This window comes from Geodermatophilus sp. SYSU D00079 (genome assembly GCF_054050635.1).
This window is the reverse complement of the sequence record NZ_JBJGZS010000018.1, coordinates 57,357-71,486: the sequence shown is the minus strand read 5'-3', so window position 1 is coordinate 71,486 and position 14,130 is coordinate 57,357. Positions and strand designations below refer to the sequence as shown.

Here is a 14,130-nt window from a genome sequence, read left to right as displayed (position 1 = left end):
GCGATGAAGCGCCGCGTCTGCCCGCGTTGCCTGGAGCCCCTGACCACCCCGGTGTGGCGGGACGCCGCCGGTGTCCCGCGCCGTCCGCCGGTGGAGCGGCGCAGCCGCTGGCAGCGGCTGCTGGAGCCGCTGCGCACCGAGCCGGCGCCGCCGCCCACCCCCCGGGACGCCGCCGTCGCGGCCGCCGCGAGCGTGAGCCCGACCTGCCCCAACGGCCACCGGCTGCCCCCGGACTACCTGGACCGCCCCACGATCGTCGTGGGCCTGGTCGGGCTGACCGGCGCGTCGAAGAGCACCTACCTGACGGTGCTGATCGACCTGCTCCACGAGGGCGCGCTGGCCCCGCTCGGCATCTCCGTGGAGATGGACGAGGACAGCGCGGCCCGCTTCGACGACTACCGCTACCGGCTCATGGTGCAGCGCCGCCAGCTGCCGCTGACCCTGCCGCTGCTGGGCGAGGGCAGCTCGCCGGAGCCGTTCATGCTGGTGCTGCGCGGCGCCGGCCGGGGCGGCGCGGAGCGGGCGGTCAACCTCGTCTTCTTCGACGCCTCCGGTGAGCAGCTGTACCGCGCCGAGGACATGGGCCAGTACGGCAGGTTCCTCTACGCGGCGTCCTCGGTGCTGGTGCTGCTCTCCCCCGGTGTCTTCCCGCGGCTGCGGCACCTGGCCGACCCCGGTGAGGAGTCCATGGGGCTGGCCCGGCACACCCAGATGGTGGTGAACCTGGCCAACCTGCTGCGCACGGCGCGCAACCTGCACCCGGACGCCCCGCTGGAGGGCGTGTCGGCGTCGGTCGTGGTCACCAAGGCCGACAAGCTGCGTGGCCTGCCCGACTTCCCGGCCGGCGCGCTGCGCGACACCGACCTGGCCGCGATGCCGCTGGCGCACTGGTTCGCCGACGTGCGCGCCACCAGCTCCCGGCTGGTCGACTTCCTCGAGGTCAACGGCGGCTCCAACCTGCTGACCGCGGTGCTCAACCGGCTGCCGCGGCCCACCGTGCACGCGGTGTCGGCCACCGGGGCCGACGCCCGCGACGGCGGCTACCCCGAGATCTCCCCGGTCGGCTGCCTGGACCCGCTGCTGGTGCTGCTGGCCCGCCACGGCTTCCTGTCCGAGGAGGGCCTGGACCCGGAGGAGGCCGGCTCGGCCCTGCGCGGCGAGTGGTTCGGATGAGCGCCCGGGCGTACCCGCAGGCGGTCTACACCTCCGCGCCGCGGACCCTGGAGGGTCCGGGATTCGGGGTCTTCGCCCACTCTCCCGACTGGCCGGCCGAGGTGGGTCGCACCCGCAAGGCACTCGGCGCGCTGGTCGGCTTCACCCCCGACGCCGGCGAGGCCTTCGGCCTGGTGCACCGCGGCGCCGGCCGGCTGCTGTACCGGAAGGTGGCCGCCCGCGCCGACGGCTTCGGCCGGCCGGGCAACTACCTGGTGCACCTGCTGTGGGACGACGGCGACCGGCTGGGCCTGCGCGAGCTGCTGGCCCTGCGCCGCACCGGCCGCTTCATCGACGCGCTCGACGCGGACGCCGTCCCGACCGCCGAGCTGCCGCCGCTGCGGGTGCCGCCTGCCGAGCGCACCGTGCCGGCCCTGACCGCCGAGGACGTCGACGCCCTCACCCCGTGCCTGGCGCTGCTGCTGGCCGCGCTCGCCGACGGCGCGGGCGAGGTCACCCTGCCGCGGCGGGCCCCGTCGGGCCGCGAGGTCGCCGACGTCGTGGCCGCGGTGCTGCCGCGGGCGCTGACGGCGGGGGTCTCGCTCACCGCCGACCCGCAGGCCGACGACGCGGACACCGCCGCGGTCACGATGGTGCTGGGCTCCGCGCCGGGCGCCGCGACCGCCGGCCCCGCCGACACCGAGCGCGCCCGGTCGCTGCTGGCCGCGGCCAGCAAGGGCGACCTGCCGCCCGATCCGATCGGTGACCTGCGCCGGCTGGACGCCTGGCTGTTCGCCGACGACTGGGCCGAGCAGGACGCCGCCGGCCTCACCGCCGAGCAGGTGGCGTGCGTGCTGGAGTCCGACGCCGCCGCGCGCTGGCTGGGCCGCGACCGCAACACCGCCGCCGCGCTGGCCCTCGCCGCGGCCGAGCCGCCGGTGGCCAGGGCGCTCAAGGCCTCGGTGCGCCGGTCGGGCGCGGTCGCCGGGCGGGTGCGGGCCGAGGTGCTGGCCGCGCTGCTCGACGAGGTCTTCGACGGCGCCGACGGCCCGGCCGAGACCGCGGTGACGCTGGCCGGGCTGACCCAGGGCGACCTCTGCGCCGCGCTGGCCGAGGAGGTCGAGCGCGGCCGGCGGATCGCCCGGCTGGACCGCGCGGCCGGCCTGCTGGTCGAGCAGGCGCTGAGCCTCGGCGTCCCGCTGCCGCTGCTGCACCTGACCGACGACCGGTGGGAGCTGGCCCTCCTGGCGTCGCGGCGGCGCGTGGTCGGCGACGCGCTGGAGGCCCAGTGGCGCGCGGACGGCGGGGCGTTCGACGAGGAGCACCGCGCGCTGCTCGGGCACCTGCTGGTGGCCGACGTCCGCTGGCTGGCGCGGCTGGAGCCGCTGGTCCCGGCGTCCGCGCTGCCGCCGGTGCTGCGCTGGGCCGCGCTGCGGCTGGACGTCGCCGGGGTGGAGAAGCTCGCCACCGCGGTGGCCACCGGCGGCAGCGCCGGGCACGGGTGGGCGCTGCGCGAGGTGGTGTTCGGCTCGGAGCTGCCGCCCCCGGACGTCGACACGGTGCTGAGCCGGTCGCTGGCACTGCTGCTGGTGGACGACGGCTGGCCCGCGGAGCTGGCCGAGTCCTTCGCCCGCAGCCGCGGCGCCGAGGACGACGTCCCGCGCCGGCGCCGCCGCCGCGACTGAGCCCGCCGGGAGGCCGCCGCGGGTCCGCCTCGGGGAGCTCGTGCTCTGCCCTCACTCGTGGGCAGAGCACGAGGGGATCGACCCGTCCACCCCGGCGGAGCTCGTGCTCTGCCCACCGCGGTGGGCAGAGCACGAGCGTCGGCGGAGTGTGGCCCACCCCTCGTCCCGGCAGGGACTTAGGGCCTCGTTCCGGACGGTCTGCCCTCGTTACCGTCGGCCGGACGGGCACCGACCGCGAGGAGAGCACGTGAGCCAGGCCGCGCAGGACCGTCCACTCCACTCCGTTCCCGCCGGTGGCGGTGAGGACGTCGCCGCCGCGGCGCCGGTCGGCCGCCTCGGCGGGGTCGCCGCACTGCTCGGCCGGCCCCGGGCCATCGCGGCCGAGAGCGTGCAGCTCGGCAAGGACCTCGTCGAGATCGTCCGCGGCACCGATCGCATCGCGCCGAGCCCGCGGGACAAGCGCTTCACCGACCCGGCGTGGACCGACAACCCCGGCTACCGGCGGCTGGGACAGGGCTACCTCGCCTGGGGTGCGGCGCTGCAGCGGCTGGTCGACCGGATGGAGGCCGACGGCGCGGACTGGCGCGAGGTCGAGCGGGCCCGGTTCACGATCAACGTCCTGACCAGCACGGCGGCGCCGACCAACACGCTGCTGGGCAACCCGGCGGCGCTCAAGCGGGCGCTGGAGACCGGCGGCGGCAGCGTCGTACGCGGAACCAAGGCGCTGCTGGGCGACGTCCTGCACAACGGCGGCATGCCCGCGCAGACCGACCGCTCGGCGTTCCGCGTCGGCCGCAACCTGGGCATCACCCCGGGCGCGGTGGTCTACCGCGACGACGTCATCGAGCTCATCCAGTACTCGCCGTCGACCGAGCGGGTCCGCGAGCGGCCGCTGGTCGTCGTGCCGCCGCCGATCGGGCGCTTCTACTTCCTGGACCTCGCCCCCGGCCGCAGCCTGGTGGAGCACGCCGTCGCCCAGGGGCTGCAGGTGTTCATGATCAGCTGGCGGAACCCGACGCGGAAGCAGGCCCACTGGGACCTCGACACCTACGCCGAGCGGGTGCGCCGGGCGGTCGCGGTGGCCCGGCAGGTCACCGGCTCCCCCGACGTGAACACGATCGGGATCTGCGCGGGCGGGATCATCCAGACCACGCTGCTCAACCACCTGGCCGCCACCGGCGACGAGAGCGTGCACAGCGCCGCCTACGGCGTGACGCTGCTGGACTTCGACTCCCGGGCCCCGCTGGGCGCCTTCGCCGGACGCTCCACCGTCGGCCTGGCCCGGCGGCTGTCCCGCACCCGCGGGGTGATCCCGGCCCGGTCGATGGGCAGCGTCTTCACCTGGATGCGCCCCGACGACCTGGTGTTCGGCTACCTGGTCAACCAGTGGCTGATGGGCGAGGCGCCGCCGGCGTTCGACGTCCTGGAGTGGAACGCCGACGGCACCAACCTGCCGGCCGCGCTGCACGAGCAGTTCCTGCGCGTGTTCCGGGAGAACACGCTGACCCGGCCGGGTGCGGAGACGGTGCTGGGCACCCCGGTCGACCTGGGCCGCATCACCCTGCCGACGTTCGTCGTCGGGGCGCTGACCGACCACATCACCCCGTGGAAGGGCACCTACCGCACCACGCAGCTGCTCTCCGGTCCGACCGAGTTCGTGCTGAGCTCCAGCGGCCACATCCAGAGCCTGGTCAACCCGCCGGGCAACCCGAGGATGAGCTACTGGACCGGCGGCCCGCTCGGCCCCGACCCCGAGGACTGGCGGGCCGGGGCGCAGCGGCACACCGGCAGCTGGTGGGAGCACTGGGCCGAGTGGACCGTCGCCCGGTCCGGCGAGGAGGTGCCGGCGCCCACGGAGCTGGGCAGCGCGGACCACCCGCCCCAGGAGGCGGCACCCGGCCTCTACGTGCTGGACCGCGTGCCCGCCTGACCCCGCGGGACCGGGCCGGCGATCAGGCCCGGCCCACGCCGACCACGGTGACGTCGTCGGCGTCCGGCGGGTCCAGCGCGGCGAGCACCTCGTCGAGCAGCGTCCCCGGGTCGGAGCCGGCGACCACCGCCGCCCGCAGCGCGTCCAGCCGCTCGGGCAGCGGGACGTCGCGGCGCTCGACCAGGCCGTCGCTGAACAGCAGCAGCCGGTCGTCGCCGGCCAGCTGCAGGCGCGCCTCGGGGTAGTCGGCGCGGTCGAGCAGGCCGAGGGCCGGGCCGCGCCCCCCGGACACCAGCGTGGCCCCGCCGGCGCCGGCGTGCAGCACCGGCGGGTGCCCGGCGCTGGCCACGGTGACCGCGCCGGTGGCCGGGTCCACCTCGGCGACGACGGCGGTGGCCAGCTCGCCCGGCAGCAACGCCGCCACCAGGGCGCCGAGGCCCGACAGCGCGGCGCCCGGGCCGGCGTCTCGCAGCAGGTGCGCCCGCAGCGCGTGCCGCAGCTGCGCGGTGATCGCCGCGACGGCCAGGCCGTGGCCGGCGACGTCCCCCACCACCACCGACACCCGGCCACTGGGCAGCGGCACCAGGTCGTACCAGTCGCCCCCGACGACGTCGGCGGCGCTGGGCCGGTAGTAGGCGGCCAGGGCCAGCCCGGGCACCTTCGGCAGCTCCTCGAGCAGCAGCGTGCGCTGCAGGACGGCGGCCAGCCGGTTGTCCTCCCCCGCCCGCTGCAGCGCCGACTGGGCGAGGTGCGTGGCCAGCGCCCGCGCGGCGGCGACCTCGTGGTCGCGCCACGGCGTCGCCGTGCCGCGCACCGTCTCGCTCCAGGCGGCGAAGGAGCGGCGGGGGCTCAGCCGCGGCCCGGCGTCGGTCTCGACGGTCTTCGGGGTGTGCGGGTTGCCGCCCCAGGTGACCTCGCGCAGCGTCTCGGGGCGGAACCAGGCCAGGAAGTCCCCGCTGCCGCCGCCCACCTCGACGGCGAGCAGGCCGCTGGCGGTGTCCGCGACGTCGGCGGCGGCCGGGACGACCCGGCCCAGGGCGTCGGTGGCCGGCTCCCCGGTGGCCAGGAGGGCGGCGACGAGGCCGGGCACCCGGTCGGCCGGGGGCGTGCTGCCCAGCAGGTGCAGCCGGCCGCCGAGCCGCACCGCGGCACCCGCGGCGGGCAGGAGGTCCAGCACCGTGCCCTCGCCGCCGGTGAGCCCGGCCGCGGGGTCGCGCGGGGTGCGGCCGACGGCGGCGACCAGCTGTGCCTGCCGCTGGGCCACGCCGACGACCTCGCCGCGGTCGGCGGTCTCGACGGCGGTGCGCAGCAGCAGGGAGGCGGTGCGCGCGAGGAACTCCGCGGCGACCCGGTCGGCGTAGGAGGGGCGGTGCGGCCCGGCGTAGTGGTGGCAGGACACCAGGCCCCACAGCCGGCCGCGGTCGATCAGCGACACCGACATCGAGGCGACGACACCCATGTTGGCCAGGTACTCCAGGTGCACCGGCGAGACGCTGCGCAGGACCGAGCCGGAGAGGTCCAGCGGGCGGCCGGTGGCGGGGTCCGCGGCCGGCGTCAGCGGCACCGGGCGGTAGCGGGCGTCGGGGATCAGCCGCTGCCAGTTGACCGCGTACAGGGCGCGGGCCTGGGCGGGGATGTCGCTGGCCGGGTAGCGCAGGCCGAGGAACGGCTCGAGGTCGGCGCGGCGGTCCTCGGCGACCACCTCGCCGTTCCACTCCGCGTCGAAGCGGTAGACCATCACCCGGTCGAAGCCGGTGAGCTCGCGGACGTCGCGGGCCAGCACCGCGGTCAGCTCGTCCAGGCCGGTGGTCGCCGACAGCCGCTGCAGCACCGCGGGCAGCCGGCGGTGCCACGCGGCGCCGGCCTGCCCGGCGCCCTCGACCGGCTCCCACTCGGTGAGCAGCAGCCCGTCGGCGCGGGAGACGACGACGTCGACCTCGGCCCCGTCCACGGTCACCCGCAGCGGGTTGAGCTCGGCCAGGTCCCCGGCCAGCCCGGCGCGCAGCCGGTCGAGGTCGGCGGGGGTCAGCAGCTCGTGGAGGGACGCCGGGGCGCGGCCGAGCAGGTCGGCGGCGTTGGCCGAGGCGACGACGACGGCGAGGTCGGGCTCGGTGACGGCGAGCAGCGCGCCGTGCGGCTGGATCGCGCCGGGGACGGCGATCGGCTCGTCGGCGCAGCGGGCCAGGGCGTCGGCGGGGACGCCGGGGAGGTCGGGCTGGGGGACGGTCGACGTCACCGCCGCGACCCTACGGGCCGACCTCTCCGCCGGTGAGCGCAGCCGACTCGACGATCGGCACCAGGGCCTGCAGCTCCAGGAGGTCGACGACCAGCCGCACCGGGCGGTTGTCGCGGGGGCAGACCACCTGCAGCGCGACGCCGGCGGCCTGCGCCGTCCGCGCGAGGAGTACCAGCTGCCGGGCGCCGGAGGAGTCCAGGAACGTGGTCTCGGTCAGGTCGACGACCAGCGAGCGGGGCTGCTGGGACAGCAGGGACTCCGCGGCCGTGGCGAACTGCGGGGCGGTGGCGAGGTCGAGCTCGCCGCGTACTCTCAGCGCCGGTCGCCCGAGAACCGTCGTCCGTTCCACCTCGAACAGCACGGTTCGGTCCCCTCGTCGTTGTCGCCCTGCCCCTGCAGGGTAAGGGCCATCGGGCACGGAGGGGGGAATCGGGATGGACATCGCCTTCACCGTCCGCCTTCCGGTGGACAGCACGAGCGTGCCGTTCGTGCGGGGGCTGTGCCGGCAGGCACTGGAGCACCTGGGCGTCGACCGGACGACCGTCGACGAGGTCGCGCTGGCGCTCACCGAGGCGTGCGCCAACGTCGTCCACCACGCCGGGGACCACGCGGAGTACGAGGTGCAGGTGGCCATCGACGACGCCCTGTGCCGGATCAGCGTCTTCGACGACGGCGACGGCTTCGACCCCGACGCGCTGCCCGACGCCGCGGACCGGGCGCCGCTGGACGGCGGCCGCGGCCTGCTGCTCATGCAGGCGCTGGTCGACCGGCTCTCCTTCCGGCACGAGTCCGACGGACGGCACCGGGTGACCCTGGAGAAGCGGCTGTCCTCGCCCCCGCCGCTGCGCCTGGTGGACCCGGTCTGAGCGCTCGGGACATGCACCCGCCGGGCTCGGTCCTGCAGGACCGCTACGAACTGCTCTCCCCCATCGCGACCGGTGGGATGGGCGAGGTGTGGCGGGCCCGTGACCTGGTCCTCGGCCGCACCGTCGCGGTCAAGGTGCTGCGCCGGGAGTACACCGGGGACCCCGTCTTCCTGACCCGCTTCCGCACCGAGGCCCGGCTGTCGGCGGGGCTGGTGCACCCGAACATCGCCGTCCTGCACGACTACGGCGAGGTCGAGCCCGAGCTGGCCGGCGGCGACCGGCTGGTCTACCTCGTCATGGAGCTCGTCGACGGCGAGCCGCTGGCGGCGGTGCTGCAGCGGGAGCGCCGGCTGACCCCGGACCGGACCCTGGCCGTCCTGCGCCAGGTGGCCGCCGGGCTGGCCGCGGCCCACGCGGCGGGCGTGGTGCACCGGGACGTGAAGCCGGGCAACGTGATCGTCGGCCCCGACGGCACCGTCAAGATCACCGACTTCGGGATCGCGTGGTCGGCGACGAACGCGGCGGTCACCCGCACCGGCCACGTCGTCGGCACGGCCCAGTACCTGGCGCCGGAGCAGGTGCGGGGTGACCGCGCCGTGCCGGCCAGCGACGTCTACTCCTGGGGCATGGTCGCCTACGAGTGCCTGGCCGGCCGCCGGGCGGTCGACGGCGCCGACCCGGTGGACGTCGCCTTCCGGCAGCTGCGCGAGACCCCCGACCCCCTGCCGGACGACGTCCCCGAGCCGGTGCGCCGGCTGGTCGAGCGGACCCTGGTGAAGGAGCCGGCCGACCGGATCCCGGACGGCGCGGCGTTGCTGGCCGCGGTGGACGACGTCGTCGCCGGGCGGTCCCCGGAGGTGCGCCGGTCGCGGCACGCCGCACCCGACCCCGAGCCCGAGCCCGAGCGCGCCGACACCCTCGTGATGCCGGCGGTCCGCCCGGAGCCGACGACGCGCGAGCTGCCGGCCGCGCCCGCCGCGGACGCCGGCCCCGTGGCGCCCGCGGACGCGACCGCGCCACCGGAGCAGGACGGCGGCCGGTCCCGCCGGCGCCTGCTGGTGCCGCTGCTCGTCGCGCTCGTGGTGGTCGCCGCCGTCGCCGGTGCGGTGTTCCTCGGCACGCGGGGCGGGGACCCGGCGCCCACCGGTGCCACCACACCCCCGCCGCCCGCGCCGACGACGTCCGCGACCCCGGCTCCTCCCCCGGCGCCGCGCGTGGTGCAGGTGCGGCTGACCGCCGAGGAGTACGTGGGCCGGCCGGTGGCGCAGGTGCAGGCCGAGCTGTCCGGTCTGGACCTCGTGGTCGAGCTGCGGCCGGTGCAGACCGCCGACGTGCCCGCGGGGCAGGTGATGGCGTTGGCGCCCGTCGGCGAGGTGCCGGTGGGCACGACGATCGCCGTGACCCACGCGGTCGCCCCACCCCCACCCCCGCCGCCCCCGACCGAGGCGCCGCAACCGACCGACGCCGACCAGGGCGGCGAGGGCGACGGCGACGGGAACGGCAACGGGAACCGCGACCGTGACGACGACGAGGACGGCGAGCGCGACCGCGGCCGGGACCGCGGCGGGAACGGCAACCGCGGCCGGGACTGACCTCGCCGGCGCGGGCGTCAGCCGCTGGCGGCGGCCAGGCGGGCCTGCCACTGGGCGCCGAGCGTCGCGCCCCACTCGCGGGCGCGCTGCTCCTCCCCGGTCAGCAGCGGCCCCTGCGGCGAGGTGACGAGGAAGTGCTCGGCCGGGGCCACGATCCGGCAGTGCAGGTGGCGCAGCAGCTTCTCCTCGGTCCTCGAGGCGTGGTCGAGCTTCGTGACCAGCCCGGGGTGGTCCATGCGGGTGTCGTACGCGGCCGCGGCGACGGCGGGGCCGTCGATGCGCACCTGCTCCAGCCACTCGCGCAGCCCGACCTGGGGGTCGACGTGCAGCCCGTAGTCGCGGTTGGCCCCCTCGCGGGTGGCGGGGCGGGGCATCCCGGTCACGTGGTTGGGGCCGCCGACCACGAGCAACCCGACGTCCGGGCCGAGCGTCGTCGGGGCGTCCTGCGCGGCCACCACCGTCACGGCCATGCGTGCGGACAGGCCGTCGGCGATCGCGCGGGCGATCGTGCGCCCGTCGCCGAACAGGGACTCGTGGACCACCAGTGCCCTCGTCATCGCGATCACCCTCCGATCGGTCGTCGTCCCGATGCTGGCCCCGCGGGCGCGGCGGCGCGGCGTCCGGAGGTCACGACCGGACGGGACGGAGGTCCCGCCCGGCCGCGTCGCTCAGCCCTGCCAGCGCCTGGCGACGTCGTCGGCGAAGGCGGTGTACTCGCGCACCGGCAGGACCTCCTCCAGCGTGAGGTGGTGGCTCATCGGCAGGGCGCCCATGACGATCTGGTCGAGCTGGTCGTGGGACTCGACGTCGACGATGCCGATGACCCGCCGCTGCCCGGCGACCTTGTAGAGGCTCTTGATGACGCCGCCCTCGATGGCCGCCTTCGCTGCCTGGGTCTCGCGCTCCCACTCGTCCCAGAACTCGTCCCGGTCGAGGCGGGTGTGGTCGACGCGGAAGCTGACGTGGAACAGCATGAGGGCGCTCCTCTGGGACCGGCGGCGCCGGGATCCGACACCGCACGGGACGGGTGGGCGGAACAGCTTCCTCGGGGTACGGGACGGGCGACAAGAGACCGACGCCGTCGCCGGCCGAGGAGTCCGAGGAGCCATGGAGAAGATCAGCGACCGCCTGCTCAACTGGGCGTCGATCCTGGAGCCGACCACCCGCCTGCAGGCCGAGCGGACGGCGTCGATGCCGTTCGTCAACCCGCACATGGCGCTCATGCCCGACGCGCACCTGGGCAAGGGGGCGACCGTCGGGTCGGTGATCCCGACCGACGGCGCGATCATCCCGGCGGCGGTGGGCGTGGACATCGGCTGCGGGATGGACGCCGTCCGCACCCAGTTCACCGGCGACGACGTGCGCGGGCGGAACCTGTCGGTGCTGCACGAGCAGATCTCGCGGGCCATCCCGCTGTCGGCCGGGCGCTACAACAAGAAGCTGCGCGACTCGGCGGCCGCGCGGGTCGCCGAGCTGCGGGACCTGCCCGGGGCGGCGCAGGCCGACGGCGTGGCGCACAACTGGCCGCTGCAGCTGGGCTCGCTGGGGTCGGGCAACCACTTCATCGAGGTGTCGCTGGACGAGGCCGACCGGGTGTGGCTGTTCCTGCACTCGGGCTCGCGCGGGGTGGGCAACCGGCTGGCGTCCAAGCACATCCGGGTGGCGCAGGACATCGCGCGAGCCCGCCGGCTGGACCTCCCCGACCGGGACCTCGCCTACCTCGAGGAGGGGACGCCGGAGTTCGACGCCTACATCGAGGCCCTGCACTGGGCTCAGCGGTTCGCCTCCCTCAACCGCGAGGAGATGATGGACCGCGTCGCCGAGCAGGTGTCGCGCTTCATGACCACCGAGGTCGAGCGCCGCGTGGAGATCTCCTGCCACCACAATTACACCGAGCGCGAGGAGCACTACGGCCGTTCGGTGTGGCTGTCCCGCAAGGGCGCGATCTCGGCGCGGCGGGGGCAGGACGGGCTGATCCCGGGATCGATGGGGGCGGCGTCCTACGTCGTCGTCGGCAAGGGCAACCCGGAGGCGCTGATGTCGGCGCCGCACGGGGCGGGCCGCAACCACTCCCGCGGGCAGGCGCGGCGGATGTTCACCCGCGCCGACCTGGACCGGCGGATGAAGGGCATCGCGTGGGGCCGCTCCGACGCGTTCCTCGACGAGCACCCCGACGCTTACAAACCTATAGACCGAGTGATGTCAGATGCGTCTGATTTGGTGGAGGTCCGCCACACGCTCAGACAGATCGTCAACGTGAAAGGTGACTGAGATGGATCCTCTCCTCCCCTATTGTGCAGGGTTCTTCGACGGGGAGGAGTCGATCGGAATCTATCGAAACGGCAGCGCACACGGCCGGACGCTTCGCGTCCAGTTGACCCAGAACGCCACGGTCCGCAGCACTCCCCTGCTTCTCGAGTTCCAGTCCCGGTGGGGCGGCTCGCTCTGCGCTATGAACCGCACTTACGCTCGCCCCGCATGGAACTGGCAGGTCAGTGCCAGCGCGGGCGCCAAGGTGCTCAAGGACATCCGGCCTTGGCTCCGATTGAAGTGTGACGAGGCAGACATCGCCCTGGAGTGGTGGACCAAGCGCCCCGTTCCCCAACGCGGCCCTGGAGGCCGCTATCTTCCGTTCACAGCAGAACAGCGGGCATTCGATGCTGCGGCAGAAGAGCGGTTGAAGGCCGCAAAGAGCAAGAACGCGCCCGACGCGGTCGGGAGGCTGACACGTGACGGTCTCGACGTCATGGCACTCGAGCACGGCCGGCGACAGGTGTCCGACGCCACGGGTGTGTGAGAGCTGCGGGCTCAGGTCCAGGTACCGCGGGGACCAGGACCTGGTCCCCGCGGAGCGGCCAGTGACGGCAGCGACGCCGGCGTCAGCCGGTCCAGCCGCCGCCGGCCAGCCAGGTCGGTAGGTCGCGCAGCCCGGGTGCCAGGGCGCGCGTGGCCGCGACGTCGGCCTGGTAGGCGGGCAGCTGCGCGAACCAGGCGAACATCGCGCGGGAGTCCTCGTCGAGACCGTCCAGCGGCAGCGCCTCGTAGCGGCCCGGCCGCCCGGCCCGCTCGCCGAACGCCGCGGCGACCTGCTCGCCGGTCCGCTCGTCCCCGCCGATCTCGATGCTGCCGCCGGGCACGCGGGAGGGGTCGACCAGCACGGCGGCGGTGACCGCGCCGATGTCGGCGACGGCGATCATCTGCAGCGGCACCCCGGCCGGCAGCGGCATCCGGACGACGACCTCGGCGGGGTCGGCCGCCACCATCCACGGCAGGTTCTCCATGAAGAAGACCGGCCGGACGATCGTGGCGGGCAGGCCGAGGGAGGCGATGTGCTCCTCGACGCGGCGCTTGCTCTCGAAGTGCGGGATGCCGGTGGACCGCTCCGCACCGCCGACGGAGTTGAACACCAGGTGCTCGACACCGGCGTCGGCGGCCGCGTCGGCCAGCGCGATCCCCTGGGCGACCTCCGCCTCCGGGCCGCCGGCGCCGAACGGGGTGGTCATCGCGAACACCCGCTGCGCGCCGCGGAACGCCGTCCGCAGGCTGTCGGGGTCCCGGAGGTCGGCGCGCACGAGCTCGGCGCCGCGACCGGCGAGGTCCTGCGCCTTCGCCGGGTCACGGACCAGCGCGCGGACCCGGGCGCCGGCGTCCAGCAGCCCGCGGGCGACGGCACCACCCTGCTGCCCGGTGGCTCCGACGACGGCGATCAGGGGTCCGGGCACGCTGCGCTCCTCCAGACGGGGACGGGTCCCCCTAGGGTGCCCGACCATGGCGGATCGGCAGCTCAGGACGGTTCTGGAGGGCGGCGGGTTCTTCGAGGGCCCGCGCTGGCACGAGGGCACCTGGTGGGTGTCGGACTTCTACCGCCGCACGGTGAGCCGGGTGGCTCCCGACGGCGCGGAGACGGTCGTGGTCGAGGTGGAGCAGCAGCCGTCCGGGCTGGGCTGGCTGCCCGACGGCTCGCTGGTGGTCGTGTCGATGAAGGACCGCCGCGTCCTCCGGTACGCCGACGGGTCGCTGCGCACCCACGCCGACCTGGCCGAGCACTGCGGCGGGCACCTCAACGACATGGTGGTGGACGCGCGGGGGAACGTGTTCGTCGGCGACTTCGGCTTCGACCTGATGGGCGGCGGTGCCGCGGCGACCGCGTCGCTCAAGCGGATCGCCCCCGACGGCACGGTCGGCGTGGCCGCCGGGGGGCTGCAGTTCCCGAACGGCTCGGTGATCACCCCGGACGGCGGCACGCTGGTCGTCGGCGAGACCCTGGGGAACCGGTACACCGCGTTCGACCTGGGCGCCGACGGGTCGCTGACCAACCGGCGGGTGTGGGCCTCCCTCGGCCCCGAGGTCACCGGGACGACGGTCGACGAGGTGCTGGGCCAGCTCGTGGTCGCGCCCGACGGGTGCGCGCTGGACGCCGAGGGCCGCATCTGGGCCGCCGACGCGGTGGGCGGCCGGGTGGTGCGCGTGGCCGAGGGCGGGCAGGTGGTCGACGAAATAGCCGCGCCGTCCGGGCTCGGGGTGTACGCCTGCATGCTCGGCGGGGACGGCGGCCGCACGCTGCTCATGTGCTGCGCGCCGGACTTCTACGAGCACAACCGCGCGCCGGTGCGCGAGGCGGTGCTGCTGGCGACCGAGGTCGACGTCCCCCACGCCGGCCGACCGTAGG

Annotated in this window: 13 protein-coding genes; 8 read left to right on the top strand and 5 right to left on the bottom strand. The window is 75.6% G+C overall.

Annotation, left to right across the window (positions count from 1 at the left end):
- Window positions 1–3 precede the first annotated feature (3 nt).
- The 3 genes from ACI79E_RS15235 (at window position 4) to ACI79E_RS15225 (ending at window position 4,767) form a co-directional block, all read left to right on the top strand.
- The gene (locus tag ACI79E_RS15235) at window positions 4–1,173 is read left to right on the top strand and encodes a TRAFAC clade GTPase domain-containing protein (protein WP_456933406.1); all 1,170 of its coding nucleotides are present in this window, start codon (window positions 4–6) and stop codon (window positions 1,171–1,173) included.
- Complete coding sequence (locus ACI79E_RS15230) at window positions 1,170–2,837, top strand: GAP1-N2 domain-containing protein (RefSeq protein WP_456933405.1); 1,668 nt, start codon at window positions 1,170–1,172, stop codon at window positions 2,835–2,837. Before ACI79E_RS15235 ends, ACI79E_RS15230 begins: the two co-directional genes overlap by 4 nt.
- Window positions 2,838–3,084: 247 nt before the next feature.
- Window positions 3,085–4,767, top strand: coding sequence for a PHA/PHB synthase family protein (locus ACI79E_RS15225; protein ID WP_456933404.1), 1,683 nt, complete (start codon window positions 3,085–3,087; stop codon window positions 4,765–4,767).
- 22 nt (window positions 4,768–4,789) lie between these two features.
- Here the strand turns inward: ACI79E_RS15225 and ACI79E_RS15220 are convergent, their stop codons facing one another.
- Window positions 4,790–7,003: a SpoIIE family protein phosphatase gene (locus tag ACI79E_RS15220; protein WP_456933403.1), complete on the bottom strand. Its 2,214-nt coding sequence runs from the start codon at window positions 7,001–7,003 to the stop codon at window positions 4,790–4,792.
- A gap of 10 nt (window positions 7,004–7,013) precedes the next feature.
- A complete protein-coding gene (locus ACI79E_RS15215) occupies window positions 7,014–7,364 on the bottom strand; it encodes an STAS domain-containing protein (RefSeq protein WP_456933402.1) in 351 nt (116 codons plus the stop codon).
- Between the two features lie 103 nt (window positions 7,365–7,467).
- Here ACI79E_RS15215 and ACI79E_RS15210 point away from each other — a divergent pair, with 103 nt between their 5' ends.
- On the top strand, window positions 7,468–7,869 hold the full coding sequence (locus ACI79E_RS15210) for an ATP-binding protein (RefSeq protein WP_456933401.1): 402 nt from the start codon (window positions 7,468–7,470) through the stop codon (window positions 7,867–7,869).
- Between the two features lie 11 nt (window positions 7,870–7,880).
- The gene (locus ACI79E_RS15205; protein WP_456933400.1) at window positions 7,881–9,461 is read left to right on the top strand and encodes a protein kinase domain-containing protein; all 1,581 of its coding nucleotides are present in this window, start codon (window positions 7,881–7,883) and stop codon (window positions 9,459–9,461) included.
- A gap of 17 nt (window positions 9,462–9,478) precedes the next feature.
- Here the strand turns inward: ACI79E_RS15205 and ACI79E_RS15200 are convergent, their stop codons facing one another.
- Together ACI79E_RS15200 and ACI79E_RS15195 are read right to left on the bottom strand one after the other, a co-directional pair.
- The gene (locus ACI79E_RS15200) at window positions 9,479–10,018 is read right to left on the bottom strand and encodes a hypothetical protein (protein WP_456933399.1); all 540 of its coding nucleotides are present in this window, start codon (window positions 10,016–10,018) and stop codon (window positions 9,479–9,481) included.
- A gap of 111 nt (window positions 10,019–10,129) precedes the next feature.
- Complete coding sequence (locus ACI79E_RS15195) at window positions 10,130–10,435, bottom strand: muconolactone Delta-isomerase family protein (RefSeq protein ID WP_456933398.1); 306 nt, start codon at window positions 10,433–10,435, stop codon at window positions 10,130–10,132.
- 133 nt (window positions 10,436–10,568) lie between these two features.
- Between ACI79E_RS15195 and ACI79E_RS15190 the strand changes: the two genes are divergently transcribed.
- Window positions 10,569–11,732: an RtcB family protein gene (locus ACI79E_RS15190; protein ID WP_456933397.1), complete on the top strand. Its 1,164-nt coding sequence runs from the start codon at window positions 10,569–10,571 to the stop codon at window positions 11,730–11,732.
- A gap of 1 nt (window position 11,733) precedes the next feature.
- Entirely contained in the window at window positions 11,734–12,258 is a 525-nt protein-coding gene (locus ACI79E_RS15185) for a hypothetical protein (RefSeq protein ID WP_456933396.1), read from the top strand.
- 82 nt (window positions 12,259–12,340) lie between these two features.
- Here the strand turns inward: ACI79E_RS15185 and ACI79E_RS15180 are convergent, their stop codons facing one another.
- Entirely contained in the window at window positions 12,341–13,183 is an 843-nt protein-coding gene (locus tag ACI79E_RS15180) for an NmrA/HSCARG family protein (RefSeq protein WP_456933395.1), read from the bottom strand.
- A gap of 46 nt (window positions 13,184–13,229) precedes the next feature.
- Between ACI79E_RS15180 and ACI79E_RS15175 the strand changes: the two genes are divergently transcribed.
- Complete coding sequence (locus ACI79E_RS15175; RefSeq protein WP_456933394.1) at window positions 13,230–14,129, top strand: SMP-30/gluconolactonase/LRE family protein; 900 nt, start codon at window positions 13,230–13,232, stop codon at window positions 14,127–14,129.
- Window position 14,130: the final 1 nt, after the last annotated feature.